10 protein-coding genes and 1 pseudogene are annotated in these 16096 nt (G+C 63.2%); 3 read left to right on the top strand and 8 right to left on the bottom strand.

What is annotated here, in order from left to right:
* Positions 1–25: 25 nt before the first annotated feature.
* From NYR97_RS09660 to NYR97_RS09650, 3 genes are read right to left on the bottom strand one after another with little or no spacing between them, the layout of a single operon-like run.
* Complete coding sequence (locus tag NYR97_RS09660; protein ID WP_316697714.1) at positions 26–232, bottom strand: hypothetical protein; 207 nt, start codon at positions 230–232, stop codon at positions 26–28.
* 2 nt (positions 233–234) lie between these two features.
* The gene (locus NYR97_RS09655; protein ID WP_316697713.1) at positions 235–1128 is read right to left on the bottom strand and encodes an RHS repeat-associated core domain-containing protein; all 894 of its coding nucleotides are present in this window, start codon (positions 1126–1128) and stop codon (positions 235–237) included.
* Positions 1129–1138: 10 nt separating this feature from the next.
* Positions 1139–6406: a wall-associated protein gene (locus NYR97_RS09650; RefSeq protein ID WP_316697712.1), complete on the bottom strand. Its 5268-nt coding sequence runs from the start codon at positions 6404–6406 to the stop codon at positions 1139–1141.
* Positions 6407–6876: 470 nt separating this feature from the next.
* Between NYR97_RS09650 and NYR97_RS09645 the strand changes: the two are divergent.
* A pseudogene (locus NYR97_RS09645) lies at positions 6877–8456 on the top strand (alkaline phosphatase D family protein).
* 132 nt (positions 8457–8588) lie between these two features.
* Here NYR97_RS09645 and NYR97_RS09640 read toward each other — a convergent pair.
* Entirely contained in the window at positions 8589–9185 is a 597-nt protein-coding gene (locus tag NYR97_RS09640; RefSeq protein ID WP_316697711.1) for a 4'-phosphopantetheinyl transferase family protein, read from the bottom strand.
* A 126-nt stretch (positions 9186–9311) separates the two neighbouring features.
* Between NYR97_RS09640 and NYR97_RS09635 the strand changes: the two genes are divergently transcribed.
* A complete protein-coding gene (locus NYR97_RS09635; RefSeq protein ID WP_043889923.1) occupies positions 9312–9563 on the top strand; it encodes a GlsB/YeaQ/YmgE family stress response membrane protein in 252 nt (83 codons plus the stop codon).
* Positions 9564–9632: 69 nt separating this feature from the next.
* On the opposite strand, the gene NYR97_RS09630 is transcribed toward NYR97_RS09635, so the two are convergent.
* Genes NYR97_RS09630 through NYR97_RS09615 form a run of 4 tightly spaced genes read right to left on the bottom strand, consistent with a single transcriptional unit; the run spans position 9633 to position 14817 of the window.
* The gene (locus tag NYR97_RS09630; RefSeq protein WP_316697710.1) at positions 9633–10070 is read right to left on the bottom strand and encodes a GFA family protein; all 438 of its coding nucleotides are present in this window, start codon (positions 10068–10070) and stop codon (positions 9633–9635) included.
* On the bottom strand, positions 10067–10846 hold the full coding sequence (gene xth / locus NYR97_RS09625; protein WP_316697709.1) for an exodeoxyribonuclease III: 780 nt from the start codon (positions 10844–10846) through the stop codon (positions 10067–10069). The genes NYR97_RS09630 and xth overlap by 4 nt, the downstream gene beginning before the upstream one ends.
* 52 nt (positions 10847–10898) lie before the next feature.
* A complete protein-coding gene (locus NYR97_RS09620; protein ID WP_316697708.1) occupies positions 10899–12155 on the bottom strand; it encodes a phosphodiester glycosidase family protein in 1257 nt (418 codons plus the stop codon).
* On the bottom strand, positions 12145–14817 hold the full coding sequence (locus NYR97_RS09615; RefSeq protein WP_316697707.1) for a TonB-dependent receptor: 2673 nt from the start codon (positions 14815–14817) through the stop codon (positions 12145–12147). Before NYR97_RS09615 ends, NYR97_RS09620 begins: the two co-directional genes overlap by 11 nt.
* A gap of 105 nt (positions 14818–14922) precedes the next feature.
* Between NYR97_RS09615 and NYR97_RS09610 the strand changes: the two genes are divergently transcribed.
* A complete protein-coding gene (locus tag NYR97_RS09610) occupies positions 14923–16068 on the top strand; it encodes an ROK family transcriptional regulator (RefSeq protein ID WP_316697706.1) in 1146 nt (381 codons plus the stop codon).
* Positions 16069–16096: the final 28 nt, after the last annotated feature.

Below are 16096 nucleotides of genomic sequence, written 5' to 3'. Positions count from 1 at the left end.
TTCCTAGGGGGTTGGCCATGGAACATCAAGAAGTGAACTGACGCGGCCACTCGCTCTCAGATTTCGCAACCGCTTCTAACCAATCATTCCAGATGGCACTGTCCGCAGGCACTCCGTCTTCCAGCGGATTCATGGAGCCCAATAAAACTCCGAGCGCATCTGGCTGTCCATTCCTTTCCCAATAGTCCTCAAGAAAGATGAGCATCGCGATGTAGGCTTTTTTTTCAAACATATCTAATCAGGCTTCTTAGGCGGTGGGGGCGGAGGCTCAGGGCGAGACAATCCTGTTTGAGGGTTGTATGTACGCGGTGTTTGATTAACGCCGCCATTGACTATTTCTCCATTTCTCGTCTGTGTCCAAACCTGGCTCCCATTGTTTTGTGTCTGAGATGACCACGTGTTGCCAAACCGATCGTTACCTAGCGTCGTTTTTGGATCATCTGCAACCCTCTGGAGGGTTTCCCGATTTTGCGGAGTGTCCTTCATATGCCCCTCTTTATCTCTAAAGATATGCGGGGCTCTGTCCTTTTGGATCGTGTGACTGGCATCTCGCCTAAACGCCGAGCTTAGTAATTTTAAAACACCTGCTGGGTTTCGAGTTGCAACTACTGCTAAACCTGCAACTGCACCAACCGCGCGTGCGGCCGACCTATCCATGAACTCCCCGCGTGACATATCGCCGCTGTTCATCTCAGCGATGTCGCGATCGATCGCACAAGTCGCTGGACCGTCACATCGACCGTCAGGATCTTTATTTTTGTAAGGGTTGTTCGAGGCATACCAGTAGCGGTTGAAGTTCAAACCATTTATCGGGCTGACGCCAACCGGATCCACGCTGAGGAGCCGTCCGATGCTGGGATCGTAGTACCGCTGCTGCATGTAACTCAGCCCGGTCGCCGAGTCCGCTACATGCCCGGTAAACCCAGGTCCGTCCACTGCCGCCTTATTGACCATGCCGCCATACGCCTCATACACCGTCCGCTCGATCACGTTGCCTGCGGCATCGGTGATCGCCACCGGTGAGCCCAAGGCGTCGGTATGGATGTACTCCACCGTTTCGGCAAGACCTGCAGCCGGCCAGGCCAATGCCAACAGCAGCGCCGCACTACGCATGATTCTCTTCAGCATCCTGGCATCCTCATTCCATCTCGCCCTGGGTCACCGGGAATGGTGGGCTCGACCATGCCGAACAACCACCGGCGTTGCAGGCGCGCACCGTGTACTCGTAGGCGCAGTAGGCATTGCCGTTGGCACTGACATAGGTGCTGGGGCCGGTGTAAAGCGCATTGCCGCCACTGCTCTGCAATTGGTACTCCACCGCATCGGCGACCGCAGACCAACCGGCTTCGCACCAAACCTGCACCGGCGCGGTGCGCGTACTCAGCCAGTTCGCTGTCTGCATGGCCGGCGTCGCCGGTGGCGGAGAGACCGTCACCGTGACAATGCCCGAGGTCGGTCCGCAGCCGGCCATGTTGCAGGCCCTGGCGCGGTAGCCGTAGTTGCCCTTGCCTTTGCTGGTGTCAAAGCTGGTGGCAGCGCCCGCATACACCTGCACCCATCCTGCGCCATTGCTGTCTTCTTCCAGCTGGAAGCTCTCGCTGCCGGATGGAGTGCTCCAACTCACCGTGTACGCGTTACCCGGCACCAGCGAGGGGGCCGACAGTGCGGGCTCCAGGGTGGGCGGGGCGACAACCTGCACCGCGACAGCGCCGGACCAGTTACCGCACCCGGCACGATTGCAGGCCGCCACCCGGTAGCCGTAATCGCCTGCAGTGCGGGCACCGGTCTCGAAGGCCTGTTGGGGGCCCTCCTGCAGCGTGGACCACGCTCCACCATTGGCACTTTCCTGCAGCACATAGTGAGAGGCCGCGCCTACAGCCGACCAGCTGACGGCAAAGCCGCTCTGGGTAGCACGGGCAGGAGCACTCGTCGCGGGCGCACTGTCGGGCGGGTACACCACATTGACACTGGCGCTGGCGGAATAGGACGTACAGCCGATGGGATTGCAGGCGCGTACCCGATAGCCGTAAATCCCCGCCGCGCGTGCTGCAAAAGCCTTGGACAACTCTGCACCGGTGTAGCTTTGGCTCCAGGCACCATCGGCAACGCTTTCTTCCAATTCATACCCGGTTGCACCCGAAGCGGCGGACCAGGCGATGCTGTAGTTGCCGTTGTCGCCAAACTGCGGTACCGACAGGCTGGGCACGGTCGACGGCGGCAGCTCGATTGCCACTGTGGCGATGTTGCTCCAGCCTCCACAGCTGTCGCGGCATGCACGGACGCGATACTGGAAGCTGCCAGTCGATTTCCCGGTGACGGTAAAAGTCAGCGCGCTTGCGTTGTAGATGCCTGTCCAGCTTCCGCCGCTGGCCGCTTCCTCCAGTTCGTAACGGGTTGCCGCGCCCACTGCGTTCCAGATCAACGCGTAGTCGCCCTGATTGACGTAACCCGGGCCGCTCAATGCCGGAACATTCGGGGTCACGCTGCCCGACACCTGCGCCACCAGGCTGCCGTTGAGCTGGATGTAGTCCACGTCCTTGCCGGTGCGCTCATTGCGCTGCTGCCGCAGGACACCGGCATTGTCGTAGAACGAGTAGATCGCGCCGCTGGCGGAGGCCTGCGCGCGGATACGCCTTCCCTGCGCATCGTATTGATAGGCCTCCACTGCACCGACCTGACGCAGGCGGTTACCGTAGTCGAAATCGTAGGTCACGCCGTTGCGATTGTTCAAATTGCCCTGCACGTCGTAGCTCAATCCGACCAGCGTCGCTCCGCCGACGGCATCGACCACGTTGGTCAGGCGATTGTTGCCATCGTAAACATGCATGCGATCACGCGTTCCCACTTTGGCCGCCTGCAGGTTGTCCAAGGCGTCGTAGTTGTAGCTGGCGTCACCAAAAGCAGCCGAGGTTACGGTTTTCAACCGATCCAGGCCGTCGTAGGTCATGTCGCGGCTGGTGTTGACGCCCGTTACGCCATCGCTGATGGCCATCACATTACCCACCGCATCATAGTCATAGCCATCGTCGAGCACCGCAGTGCCACCGGCCAGATCGGTACTGCGATCGGGGAGACCACGCACGTTCTGTCCCAATGTACGCACCACGCCATTGCCGTAGACGAACCGCGACATGCCGCCGTTGGCGTAGTAGGTCACCTCGCTGGCAAAGTTGCCGGCACGGGTCGGGCGGCCCAATGCATCCGGCGCATAGTCCACGACACGCCCGCTCGGGTAGGTATGGCCCGTCAGCGCGCCATTGCCATCGTAGGCATAGCTCATGCTCCTGAGCCCAAGTTCGGCGTGCTGCTGAGACTCCTGAACCAACAGGCGTCGGCGGTTGTACTGGTAGCTGTTGATCACCGGCAACGCGTCGCTGGTATTGGACGTGCTGATGGAGGCAGGCAGGCCGTCTGGGGTATAGGACCAATCCTGATCGCCCCGACCATCAGGGAAGCGCAGTTGAAACAAGCGATTGCGCGCATCGTAGTTGCGCACCACGACACGCCCACTCGCTTGCGCCGCTTCGGTATCGCACTGGGTCGCGCTTGTCAGGGCGGTGCCCGATGCAGACCAGGCAAGATTGCCGGCCGCATCGTAGTCCTGCACGGTGGCGCCGGATTCCGGCTCGATGGTCTTGCACAGCTGGCGATACCCATCGTAGACATAGCGACGGGCCAGCTGCTGGCTGCCATCCCCGTTACGCCGGTTGATCGAGAGTGGAGTTCCGAGCGCATCGCGCTGGATCTCGGTGATCACGTCTTCGGGTTGGGAAATCGTCAACGGCATTTCGTACTCCGGCCCGGTATAGGCCAGATGCCGGGTCGTGGTGGAAAGACCTCGCGGATTGGTCACGCGGACGCTGAGATCGCCGATGTACTCGGTCGTGGTAACCAGCGGCCAAAGTTCCGATGCCTGCGTCATGCTGATCGGACGCCCAAGCGCATCGTATGTATAGGAAGTGCCTGAGAGTGCCTGGTTGACGTCGTTCACTGCACGCAACGGATACGAGGTAAACGCCTTCTGGCCAGTGACGTCATAGCGAGTGACCACGGCGCTATCGGTCTGCCCTTGTGCCACCTCCGCAATCATTACAGGGCGGAACAACGCATCCAGATAGGTCTGGGTTGTGTGCCCGCCCTGCGTGCGGCTATGCAGCCAATGCCCGGCAGGCAGGCCGAGATTGGCTGCCTCCATGCGTTGCAGCGCAAAGCTCACTGCATTCCATGCCGTGCTGTCGCCTTGCGGATACTGGATAGAAGCCAATCTCCCCATGCCGTCATAGGTGTAGTTGGTAGTGAACCCGCTCTCGTCGGTAAGTGCGGCAATCCATCCGTTGTCGTCGATCACCACCGATCGTGTCGCGCCATTGGGCGCTTCTGCGGTGCCGGGAAACTTGATTTGCTGCGGTACACCGAACTTCCAACCACTGAGCAGGGTTGCATTGCCACGCCCATCGCTGACGCTGGCGACCGTTCCATCAGCGGCGTAGCCCACACTCTGGGCAAGTCGCCCAAACGCATAGAAACGCACTGGCAATCCACTCGCCGCGTCGAACTCGGCGCGGCTGCGCTGGATATCGCCGACGGTCTCTTGCTGGTCCTGTCCCAACAACCACAACCCAGCGTCGTCGTAGTAGGCCTTGGAGGTAGTTCTGCTCTGGCCGGCGGAGTTCGACTCCACTGCAGATCTCTCGCGGGCAAACGCATCGAAAGCGGTGATCTGGCGGACAAACTGCACGCCATCCTGGGTTGTGATGGTGCTCTGCACCGGCCGGTTGCCATGCGACATGATCTCGTCACTGCCGTAAACATAGCTGGTACCGGCCAATGCCGGAAACGGAGCGTCTGCAAGCTGCGACTCTGCAACGTAACTGGTGGTCTCCACCTTGACATTGACATCGTTGCGCGTGGTCACTACGCCCAGCAACCGCCCATCGTTGTAGCGGACTTCCTTGCCGAACTCGTAACGCTTGACTGTGCCGTCGGGTCCGGTTTCCACTGTGAATTTGTGTTCTGCGCTGCCTGCCGGATACAGCGGCCAGCTATCTACCGTGACGTCGCGATCGTAGCGCCCACCTAAATTGAGATAGTCGTACTGCCATTGAGCAGTCGGCAGCGCAGGGCCGCTGATGGTCTTGGATTTGAGAGTGTAGGCATCGCGATACAACGGCGTCTGGTTCCATCCATCCTCCAGCGTGGCGCTTTCCCCGTTTTCCTGACAATCGAAACGCACACCCATCCGACCGTGTCGGATCGGGCGCAGGCTAAACGTTGCGACTGCTCCAGAAGGGTGGTTGACGGTATAGATCGCTTCGTTGTCGAGGAGGATCCCCATTTTGGCGCACAGATCCATGCGTACCCGATAATTGGACTCCGGCTCGTCCTGGGTTTGCCGCTGCTTGTATAGCAATGCCGGTGGCGCGATCGCATAGCCCCACGCTGTTCCATCCGGCAAAATGACCGAGATCAGCCGGGAAGTAGTGCTGTCGTACTGGTAGCTCCACTGGCGCGTACCGCTGGTCATACTGGCGACACGCCCCGCGTTGTCGTAGCCGAGCACAATGCTACGTCCATCGTTGGCATGGATACGCTGCAGCTGCGCGCCACTCCATTCGTAGCGAACCCAGTTGCCGAAGCGGTCGACGATCTGGCTCGGATACAGAAAGACCTTGTTGCGGCGAAGCACCGCATGCGTATCTGCCCCAAGGGTTTGCTTATGTGCCTGGTCGTTATGGTCGCGTACCACCATCCAGTCGAAGTAATACTTGCTACCGTCGGGCGCATGCCCCACGAAGCCCTGCCCTGCCTGTCCGCTCTTCAAGGCACCCAGGCACGAGAAGAACCAGCCGTCCTTGGTATTCCAGCGCACAGCCTCGGTAAACGTCGGCCTGACCTCGCGCGCATCTCCTGATGCACCAAGCAGTTCGCCGCCTCCACCTCCGGGCAACGACAGCCGGTTGCCGTCCCAATACTCGAAATCGGCAAAATCAATATCGAGGGTTCCGCGAACATTCCGGACCGTGACAATCGGTGGTCCGCTCACACTGTCACAGCGCTGCGCAGGCGCCCAACTGCCGGCACCTGCCGTGGCCGCATCGTCTCCAAAAACGCCTGAAAGCGAAGGGATATCCAGCTCCCAGTCGCCAAACGCAAGATTGTTTTTGGGATTGCTCGGGTCGAGCCTGCGTCCGATGGACACCGGTAAGCCGTGATTTCCCGTCAACGACAGCTCGGTGGCAGAGAAGGACACCGACCCGTCATAAAGATTGACCGATTCGCCAAAGATATCGCCCTTGAGCGGCTCGACCAGTTCCGCATACTTCAGCCGGTTGCCATATTCCTCATGCCAACTCGGAATCTCTGCATGCAATGTCGAAGAACAGCACGCGAGCGAGAAAATCGTCACCCCGGCTCTTGCGAAATTCCCCGCAAACAGGCGTGCAGCACCGCAAGTCCGAAGAATTCTCCAAAATTGGCCGCACTTATCATCAGACACGCCTGGCTTCCTGCTCATCCCTGACCTCTGCGCTGTAGTGAAGATCCACGCATGACCGCCATCCCAGCCAGTGAACCAACTGGCGCTTCGCGCGATGACCTGTCCTTGGTGCCTCAGACGAGTCTGTTCCGCAACGGGAACACCGTCAAGAAAAATTCAAAACCCAATCCACGTTTAAAAAGCGAAAGACGCCCATGTAGCGGCACCTAAAGCGCTCACCACTTCATTGCCAGCAACGCAGCGCTGAGGGGTGAATTCGAAATGCTCCAATCACGTTGCTATGCCTGAAAGATTCGCCTAGCTATCATCGCGCCAGACACGCGCCGGTAAGACTCATGCGCTAGATCTGGATGCCGGACCCAACTCGTCAAGGACATCCCATGACCGCCTCCGATCCCGCCCGCCGCCGCGTGTTGCAAGGTTTAGGTGCCGGCCTGTTGTTGCCGGCCACTGCCGCTTGGTCCACGCGCACTCTGGCTGCGCCCTCAGGGCGGCCGCTGATCACCGACGGGGTGCAGAGCGGCGATGTGCTGGACGGCCGCGCGATGCTGTGGAGCCGCGCGGACCGGCCGGCGCGGTTACGGGTGGAATGGGATACGCGCCCGAGCCTGCGACAGGCGCGTCGCGTGGATGGACCGGTGGCGTTGCCGGCACACGATTTCACTACGCGTGTGGACCTGGGTGCATTGCCGCGCGATCAGGACATTTTCTATCGGGTGCGCTTCGAAGATGCCGACAGCGGTGTGTTGAGCGCGCCGGTACACGGTCATCTGCGCAGTGCGCCGCACGCACGGGGCGATGTGCGCTTTGTGTGGAGCGGCGACACCGTGGGCCAGGGTTTCGGCATCAATCCGGACATCGGCGGCATGCGCATCTACAGCGCGATGCGCGCACGCAATCCGGACTTCTTCCTGCATAGCGGCGACACCATCTATGCCGACGGCCCGATCCCGGCCGAGCTGATCGTCGAAGAGGGCAAGCGCTGGCGCAATCTCACTACCGCTGCCAAGAGCAAGGTGGCCGAAACGCTGGACGAATTTCGCGGCAATTACCGTTACAACCTGCTCGATGAAAACGTCCGTCGCTTCAATGCCGAGGTCGCGCAGATCTGGCAGTGGGACGATCACGAAACCACCAACAACTGGTCGCCCGGCAAGCAATTGGATGAACGCTATCAGGTGCGCGATATCGATGTACTGGCCGGCCGTGCACGTCAGGCATTTCTGGAATACGCTCCGATGCGCGGCGTGCGTGCCGATGGCGACGGGCGCATCTATCGCAAGATCGGTTATGGCCCGCTGCTGGATGTGTTCGTGCTGGACATGCGCAGCTACCGCGGCGCCAACAACGACAACCTGCAGCCGCAACCCGGCGCGGACGCTGCATTTCTCGGCACGCAACAACTGGCGTGGCTGCAGCGCGAACTGGCCGGCTCACGCGCGCAATGGAAGGTGATTGCCGCCGACATGCCGATCGGCCTGCAGGTGCCCGATGGGCAGGACGCCGCAGGGCGCGCACGTTGGGAAGCGATCGCCAATGGCGACCCGGGCGTACCGCGTGGCCGCGAGCAGGAGATCGCCGCGCTGCTGCGTTTCATCAGCACAGCGCGCATCCGCAACACGGTGTGGCTGACCGCCGATGTGCACTACTGCGCGGCGCATTACTACCATCCCGATAACGCGGCGTTTCAGCAGTTCGAGCCGTTCTGGGAATTCGTCGCCGGCCCGCTCAATGCCGGCAGTTTCGGCCCGAATGCGCTCGATGCCACCTTCGGCCCGACGGTGATCTTTCAAAAAGCACCACCTGCGCCGAACCTGTCGCCGCTGGCCGGATTTCAGTTCTTTGGCGAAGTGGAGATCGACGCACACACCGGCGTGCTGACGGTGACGCTGCGCGATCTGGACGGCGTGGCGCAGTTCTCCGCCAACCGATCTTGCCGCATGGGCATCGTGCGACGTAGGCAAACGCATTGCCCGCGCTTGCCAGCGGGGCGCGCTGGTGCGGCATGCGAGGTCGCAGAAACGCTGCATCATCTCTCAGGTTGTGCCGATGCCTGCTGCTGGCAACACAGCCGCCAGGTCGATCGCCGCTTTCAGTCGGTGGCCAACGGATAGAACGCCAGCGCCGCGCGGCAGTCCGGGGCGGCCCACCATTCGTGCAGTTGCCAGTGCGCGGCCTGACCGAGTTCGGGGTCGCACCACTGCAATTGCAGCGCGCCATCCGGCGCCAGTGCGTACGCAAGCCGATGCAGACCGAACGACAGGCCATGCCCGTAGGCCTTGAGTAGCGCTTCCTTGGCGCACCACAGGCGGAAAAACAGTGCGTGTTGCGCGTCCGGCTCCTGCGCAGTCAGCAGTGCGATTTCGTCGGGATGGAAGAAGCGTTGCGCGATGTCCAGCAGGCGTGGGCGTGCGCGAATGCGCTCCAGATCCACGCCCAGCCGTACGCCTTCGCCCAGCCCAACCAGCAGGTACTCGCCGCTATGGCTCCAGCCGGTATCCCGGTTGGGCAAGGCCGGCTGCAGCGATGGACGCCCGCGTGCATCGCGCTGCAAAGGCACGTGTTCAGGGTCTATGCCCAGTGCCTGACCCAGCAACTGCCGCGCCTGCGGCTCGCCGCGTTCGCCGTGCCGATGCGGGCGCAGCCACAGCTGCACCGGGCCATGCCGCCAGCTCGCGTGCGCTGTCACGCTGCGTCCACCAAACCGAACACTCGGCAGCGCGAGGTATCGCGCTCGACAGGTACTTCACGCCCGGCTGCGTTGAATGGCAACCATGCACCACTTCCGGTGCACGCGTACAAGGAGATCGGCAACATGGGCATCATCATCTGGTTGATCGTCGGCGGCATCGTGGGTTGGCTGGCCAGCATCATCATGCGTCGCGACGCACAGCAGGGCATCATCCTCAACATTGTGGTCGGCATCGTCGGTGCGTTGATCGCAGGTTTCCTGTTCGGTGGCGGCATCAATCAAGCCATCACGTTGTGGACCTTCGTCTGGTCGCTGCTGGGTGCGGTCATTCTGCTGGCGATCGTCAACCTGTTCACGCGTGGCCGCGTGCGTTGATTGAAACGCAGTGTGATTGAAACAACGCCCGGGCTTGCCCGGGCGTTGTCGTTTCAGCCGCCGGTGACATCAACCGCTTGCCGGCGCGCGATCGGATCGATGGTGAACCCCATCTTCCACCGGCACGGCGATGTTCAACGCATAGGGATTGACGCCTTCCAGGCAACCGACGTTGTAGCCGTATTCGTTGGGATTGGAACGCCGCCGATGGTGCGTATAGATGCCGCACACACTGCAGAAATAATGCGCAGCCGCGTGCGTGTTGAACTGATACAGCCGCAGCACGTCTTCGCCTTGCAGCACATGCAAACCATCGAGCGTGACCGAGGCGACAATCGCGCCGCGCCGCCGGCACATCGAGCAATCGCAGCGGCGCGGATCGAGCAGGCCATGCGGTAGATCCAGATCGATCTGCACCGCGCCGCAATGGCAACTCAATCGATGCACCGGCCCGAGCGTGACCTCGCCCACCTTGTAGGTACTGCGCCGCAGCGTGCGTTCGCTCATGCGCTGGCCTCTACCAGCCGCACCCACGCCGGTGCGTGATCGCTGGGGCGCTCCCAGGTGCGCGGTTCGCGGTCGATGCCCGATTCCACCGCGCGTGCGCGTAGCGCATCCGACACCAGGGTCAGATCGATGCGCAAACCGAGATTGCGACGGAAGCCGGCCTGGCGGTAATCCCACCAGCTGAACTGCTCGGCATCGTCGTGATGCAGACGGAACGCATCGTGCAGGCCCAGCGCGAGCAGTTTTTCCAGCGCCGCACGCTCGGCGGTGGAGGTGAGGATATGGTGCTCGTTCCACACCGACGGGTCGTGCACGTCGCGCGCATCCGGGGCGATGTTGAAATCGCCCAGCACCACCAGCTGCGGGTACTTTTGCAGTTCCTGCGCCAGCCAGTCATGCACCGCGGCGAGCCAGCGCAGCTTGTAGGCGTACTTGTCGGTGTCCACGTCCTGGCCGTTGACCACATACAGGTTGACGATGCGCACGCCATCGACGGTGGCGGCGATGACGCGCTGCTGCACGTCGTCGAAGCCGGGAATGCCCATCTGCACATCCAGCGCCAGCGAGCGCGACAGGATCGCCACGCCGTTGTAGGTCTTCTGCCCGCAGAACACGCTGCGATAGCCAGCCGCTGCCAACGCCGCATCCGGAAATTTATGGTCTTCCAGCTTGGTTTCCTGGATGCCGACCACGTCGGGCGCAAACGTGCCCAACCACTGTTGCAGATGCGGCAGGCGCACGTTGAGCGAGTTGACGTTCCAGGAGGCAATCTTCATGGCGCGGACCGTGGTTCAAACCACCAATGGTACCGCGCCGCTCGCTTGTCGCTTAAGGCCGCGCGGCGATGCGCACCCCGAGCTGGTTGGCAACCGGGCGTTCGCGCCCCGGGATGCCGGTGTGGATAGGCCGGTTGAGCGCGCGCACGCGCCCGTCCACACGCGCGGCCAGGGTGCTGGAGCCGCCGCCATCCAGATTGATGGCGGAGCTGGCGCCGAGCCGCTGCAATACCGCGGTCAATGCGTCCTGGGTCATGCCGGCGCTGTAGCCGGGCTGGCGGCCGTCGGCGACCACCATCCACAGCGTCTTGCGCGCGCGGTCCAGGCCCAGTGCGCTGCGTGGTTCGGGGCCGTCGTAATACTCGGCGCGGCTGGCTTCGCGTGGCTGGCGCTTGCCGTCGAGCAGCAGCAGCGGGCCGGCACCCACACCCATCCGCGTGCCGGAGGGGCAACTGCCGCGCACGATGCGCGCCGCATTGCGCGGGCTCACGCACAACGCTGCGTTGACGCGTGTATCGGTGGTGGTGGCGGCCGAATCGAGATGGCCTTCATTGATCGACAGACCTTCGGCAGTGACGCCCTGCCCCGTGGCCGGCACGAATGCCTTGTCGAACAGATGCCCGCCATCGAACGGCAGGAAATAATCGGCGTTGATCGCCAACGCCAGATCGCCATCGCGCACGAACGCGGTAGTGGGATTGGCGAGAAATTCGCCACCGCCGCTGCGCTCGCCGTGCGTGCCGACCAGTTGCAGCCCGGGGGTGGCAAGGTCGATTTCGGCGATATGCAGCATCACCGGTTGCGGTGTGCTCACTGCTTGCCGCCAGTAGCGCACACCCGGCGCCAGCGTGATCGGCATGCCGGATGCGGGCACCGGCTGCACCAGCGGTTCGATACTGATGCGATCGCGGGCGTGGGCCTGGTCCAACGCAGCCAGCACCGCGTCGATACGTGCCGGCGGCGTGCGCAGCAGCAGGCGCTGGCCGGGTGCGACTTGCAACACCTGCACCAGACCGGCGCAGCGCGCGCCGCTGCATGCCTTGCCATCGATGCCGACACGTGCCGGGCCATCGGCATCGTCGGGCACCTGCAGGGCGATGCGATTGCGCTCGGCCGGTTTGCAGCGGCTTACCGCTGCCAGCACATCGTTGGGCCATTGGCCCCAGCAGTCGCCGCTGACGATGGTTTCCATCGGCACAAACTGCGCGTCTGCCGGCAGCATTGCGGCATCGTCGGCACTGGCGCTGCCGGCCAAGGTTGCCAGTAGTGCAATCAACAGCGCCGATGCGGCGCTTCGCTCAGGACGCATAGTCCATTCCCAGGTAATACGCACGGCCGTTGTCGAGCTGCTCGCGCATCAGTTGTTGGTCGGCGCCAATCACCCGCGTCAGCCGCGCATTGGCGAGATTGCGGCCTTGCACGGTCAGGCGCAGTTGCTTGCTGAAGTTCCAGGCCAGTTGGGCGTCGTAGCTGGTGATCGCGTCGTAATAGCGGTCGTTGACGCGGTTGTCGGTGGCGGCAGACAGCAGCTGCTGGCCAGTGTAGTTGGCGCTGACGCGCGCACTGAACGGGCCGATGTCGTACAGCAGCGAGACATTGGCGCTGCGCTTGGGCGATTCCATCAGGCCGGGCAACGCGCGACGCGTGCCGTCGGCCATCTGCACATCGGCGGTGCGCGGGTCGAGCAGGGTTGCGTTGAACATCGCGCCCAGGTTCGACCACGCACCGGGCAGGAAGTCGAAGCGCGTATCGATGGCAGTGAATTCGATGCCCTGCACCTGCGCATCGCCGGTATTGATCGCCTGGGTGGTGGTGACCTGATAGGTGCCGACCAGACCACCGGGGTCGCGCTGGGTGTCGGTGCTGGTCAGGCGCACGATTTCGTCGCCGATACGCTTGTGGAACAGCGCCACCGACAGCTGCGCATCGCGGTCCGGATACCACTCCAGCGACAGATCCAGATTGTCCGCACGGCGTGGACGCAGCAGCGGGTTGGCGATGCTGCGATTGATGGTCAAGCCGGTGGCATCCACCACCGGGCTGCTGTTCTGGCCGATGTCTGCGTAGGTGGGCAAACCAATGGTGCGGCTGCCGGCCATGCGCAGTTTCAACGCCGGGGTGATGTCCCAGGCGAGGTTCGCCGAGGGCAGCAGGAAGCGACGATCGCTGTCGGCCGATTGCTGCACGTAGTTTGTGCTGCTGCTCAGCGGTTGCGGCACCGCGCTGAGCACCTCGCGCTGCAGGTATTCGTTGCGCAGGCCGAACGTGGCCAAGGTGCGCTCTCCATGCCAGGTACCCATGAGATAGGCGGCGCCGTTGCGCTCGTCGATGCCAAAGTCGCTGATCGCGCTGTTGCGCGCATTGGTGTTGGCCAGCACGTAGGCGCCTGGCGATGCGGCGGCGAAGGCGGCGACCTTGGCCGGATCGATCAGCAACAGGCAGCTGAAATCGGCGTATGGGCAGATGCGAGCATCGTCGGTGCCAGTCGTTGCCAGAGTCACGCGGCCGGCTGGATTGCGGCGTACTTCATCCAGGCTGTAGCGCTGCTGCAGATCGCGGTAGTGCAGTCCGGTGCGAACGCCCCAACCGCGCGCGTCGGCATCGACGTTCTGGCTGTAGTCCACTTTGAACGTTGCCGTGTCGGTGCTGCTTTTTTCCACCCGGGTCAGGAAATACTGCTGCGTGTAGTTGGCCGCGTTACCGTAATAACCCGGGTCGTTCAAGGCGATGCTCGGGCGCGCACCGTCGCTGAGCGCATATCCAAAACCCAGGCGCGAGGAAGCAGCCGCGCTGAATACATCCTCGCGGGTGTCTTGCTGGTAGTTGCCGGTGGCGCGGTTGAGCAGTACATCCACATGGCCTTCCGGGTTGAGCCGGAAGCTGCCGCCCAATTGCGCGTAACGCAGTGTGCGGGTCTGGTCGAAACGGTTGGCATCCACCTGCGCGCTGCCTTGCGCGTAGCGGCCAGTGTTGGTGTCGCTGATGGTTGCGTTGCCGACACGATTGATCCATTGCGAACGCCGTTGCTCGTCGTTGCTGTGCTCGAACGCGCCGGCGCTGAAAGCCAGTTTCACGTCTTCGCCGTCGTCGTATTCGAGCTTGCCGAACACGCTGCGGTGCTGGCGCACGTTGTCGTAACTGAGCGGACGGAAACGATCCGGCGCGATCGCCAGCCCGTCCGGGTCCAGGCCGGGGGTGAGGTTCTGCCGCACACCGTTGGCGTAATAGCTGTAGCTGTCGATGGCGGTATTCAACGAGGACGAATCGCGGCGAAAGTAATCGGCCGACAGCACTACGCCGAAGCGGTTGTCCGGCCCGAAGGTGTCGCTGAAGCTGCCCTGCACCTGGCCGGACGGCGTGCTGCCCTGCAGATGCCGCCGGTTTTCCCAATCGGCCAGGTTCGCGCGCACGGTGGCGAAGCGGCCGTCGTGATCGAAGGCACTGCGCGTGCGCAGCGAGGCGATGCCGCCGATGGCATTGCTGTCCATGTCCGCGTTGAAGGTCTTGTAGATGTCCACCTGCTGCGCCAGCGAGGCGGGAATCACATCCAGCGATTGCACGCGCCGGCTGGTTTCGGTGGAGGGCAGCGCCACACCATCGATCAACACATTGTTGTAGTCGGGGTTGAAGCCGCGCAGGCTCATGAATTGCGCTTCGCCGCGGCCGTTGTTGACCACCATCGACACGCCCGGCACACGCTGCAGCGCCTCGCCCAGGCCGAAGTCCGGAATTGAACCGATGTCGTCGGCGGCCACGCCATCGGACACCACTGCCGCCTCGCGCTTGGCGCCGATGGCCTGGCGGATCGACAGGTGCTGGCCGGAGACCTGCACCGCATCCAGCTGCACCGGGGCAGTGTCGCTGGCAGGCGCGGCAGGAACGGGCTCGGCGGGGTGCGCGCTCAGGCTGGCACTGACGCACAGCGCCAGCAGACAAAGACGGGGACACGGACGGGTGCGGAAACGTGACATGGGATGACCAACGATGGCAGAGCTCGCCAATTTAATAACTTACTGTGAATTAATTATTTCAGCCGGAGCGGTTAAGCTAGCTTCCCCCCCGTGACACCGCTCGCCATGTCGTCCATTGCCCCTTCTGCCTTGCCGCTGCACTCGCCACCCTTCCCGGGCCTGAGCCTCAACGAGCGCGACATGCTGGAGCGCCTGCGCCTGGCCGGCGTGCTCACCCGCGCCGACCTCAGCCGTGGCACCGGGCTCACCGTGCAGACTGCCGTGCGCCTGATCGAAGGCCTGCAGGCGCGCGGCATGGTCCACATGGGCAGCGGCGTGGCCCGCGCCGGACGCGGCAAGCCGGGCGTGGCGGTGTCGCTGAACCCGGCGCACGGCCACACGCTGGGCATCTCCATCGCCACCGATGCGCTGACCCTGGCACTGATGGATTTTTCCGGGACGGTGCTGGCCGTCACCGAGCTCGCGCTGACCGACACCACCTTGTACGGCGTGCTGACCCAGCTGCAGGCCGCCGATGCCGCAGTGCTGGCGAGCGTGGACCATGCAGGCCCACGGCTGGGCATCGGCGTGGCGATGAGCGGGTTCTTCACCGGCGTGGACAGCTTCATCAATCCGCCCGAGCCGCTGCGCGCGTTGGGCCAGATCGCGCTGTGTCCGTGGCTGGCCGATGCCTTTTCGCAGCCGGTGTGGATGGACAACGACGGCAGTGTGGCAGCGGCCGGCGAAGCGATGCTGGGCGTGGGCCAGCGGCATCGCGACTTCGCCTATCTCTATCTCAGCTACGGCTTCGGCGGCGGGCTGGTCATCGACGGCCAGGTCATGCGCGGCGCGCGCGGCAATGCCGGTGAATTCGCCGGCATGCTGCCCGCGCAACAGCTCGAACGCGCCACGCTGGAGTTGCTACGCGAACTCGTCGCCGAAGACGGCATCGCGCTGCCGGACGTACGCGCGTTACTGGCCGCCTACGACCCGAGCTGGCCGGCGATCGAGCGCTGGATCGCGCGCAGCGCGCCAGGCGTGTCGCTGATCGTCTCGGCGATCACCGCGGTGTGCGACCCGGAAGCCATCGTGTTTGGCGGCCGCCTACCCGCGGATCTGGCCCAGCGGCTGATCGCCGCCGTGCAGATCGACAACCAGCCCCGCCGCGGCCAGGGCCGCCCGATGCCGCTGCTGCTGCCGGCCGAAGCACCGGCCGATGCCTGTGCGATCGGCGCAGCGACGCTGCCGTTGAAGGCGCGTTATTTCCGTTAGTGCCCGCCGGCAGCGACGTCGCCTGCCG

It is taken from the genome of Xanthomonas hydrangeae (genome assembly GCF_032697525.1).
GTDB lineage: Bacteria > Pseudomonadota > Gammaproteobacteria > Xanthomonadales > Xanthomonadaceae > Xanthomonas > Xanthomonas hydrangeae.
The sequence above is the reverse complement of the archived record's forward strand: the minus strand, read 5'-3'. Positions and strand labels throughout refer to the sequence as shown.

What these genes read in the sequence shown, in the direction of transcription:
- NYR97_RS09630 (WP_316697710.1), bottom strand. Translation starts at nt 10,070, where the DNA reads ATGAGCGAACGCACGCTGCGGCGCAGTACCTACAAGGTGGGCGAGGTC.
- xth (WP_316697709.1), bottom strand. Translation starts at nt 10,846, where the DNA reads ATGAAGATTGCCTCCTGGAACGTCAACTCGCTCAACGTGCGCCTGCCG.
- NYR97_RS09615 (WP_316697707.1), bottom strand. Translation starts at nt 14,817, where the DNA reads ATGTCACGTTTCCGCACCCGTCCGTGTCCCCGTCTTTGTCTGCTGGCG.
- NYR97_RS09635 (WP_043889923.1), top strand. Translation starts at nt 9,312, where the DNA reads ATGGGCATCATCATCTGGTTGATCGTCGGCGGCATCGTGGGTTGGCTG.
- NYR97_RS09655 (WP_316697713.1), bottom strand. Translation starts at nt 1,128, where the DNA reads ATGCTGAAGAGAATCATGCGTAGTGCGGCGCTGCTGTTGGCATTGGCC.
- NYR97_RS09610 (WP_316697706.1), top strand. Translation starts at nt 14,923, where the DNA reads ATGTCGTCCATTGCCCCTTCTGCCTTGCCGCTGCACTCGCCACCCTTC.
- NYR97_RS09620 (WP_316697708.1), bottom strand. Translation starts at nt 12,155, where the DNA reads ATGCGTCCTGAGCGAAGCGCCGCATCGGCGCTGTTGATTGCACTACTG.
- NYR97_RS09660 (WP_316697714.1), bottom strand. Translation starts at nt 232, where the DNA reads ATGTTTGAAAAAAAAGCCTACATCGCGATGCTCATCTTTCTTGAGGAC.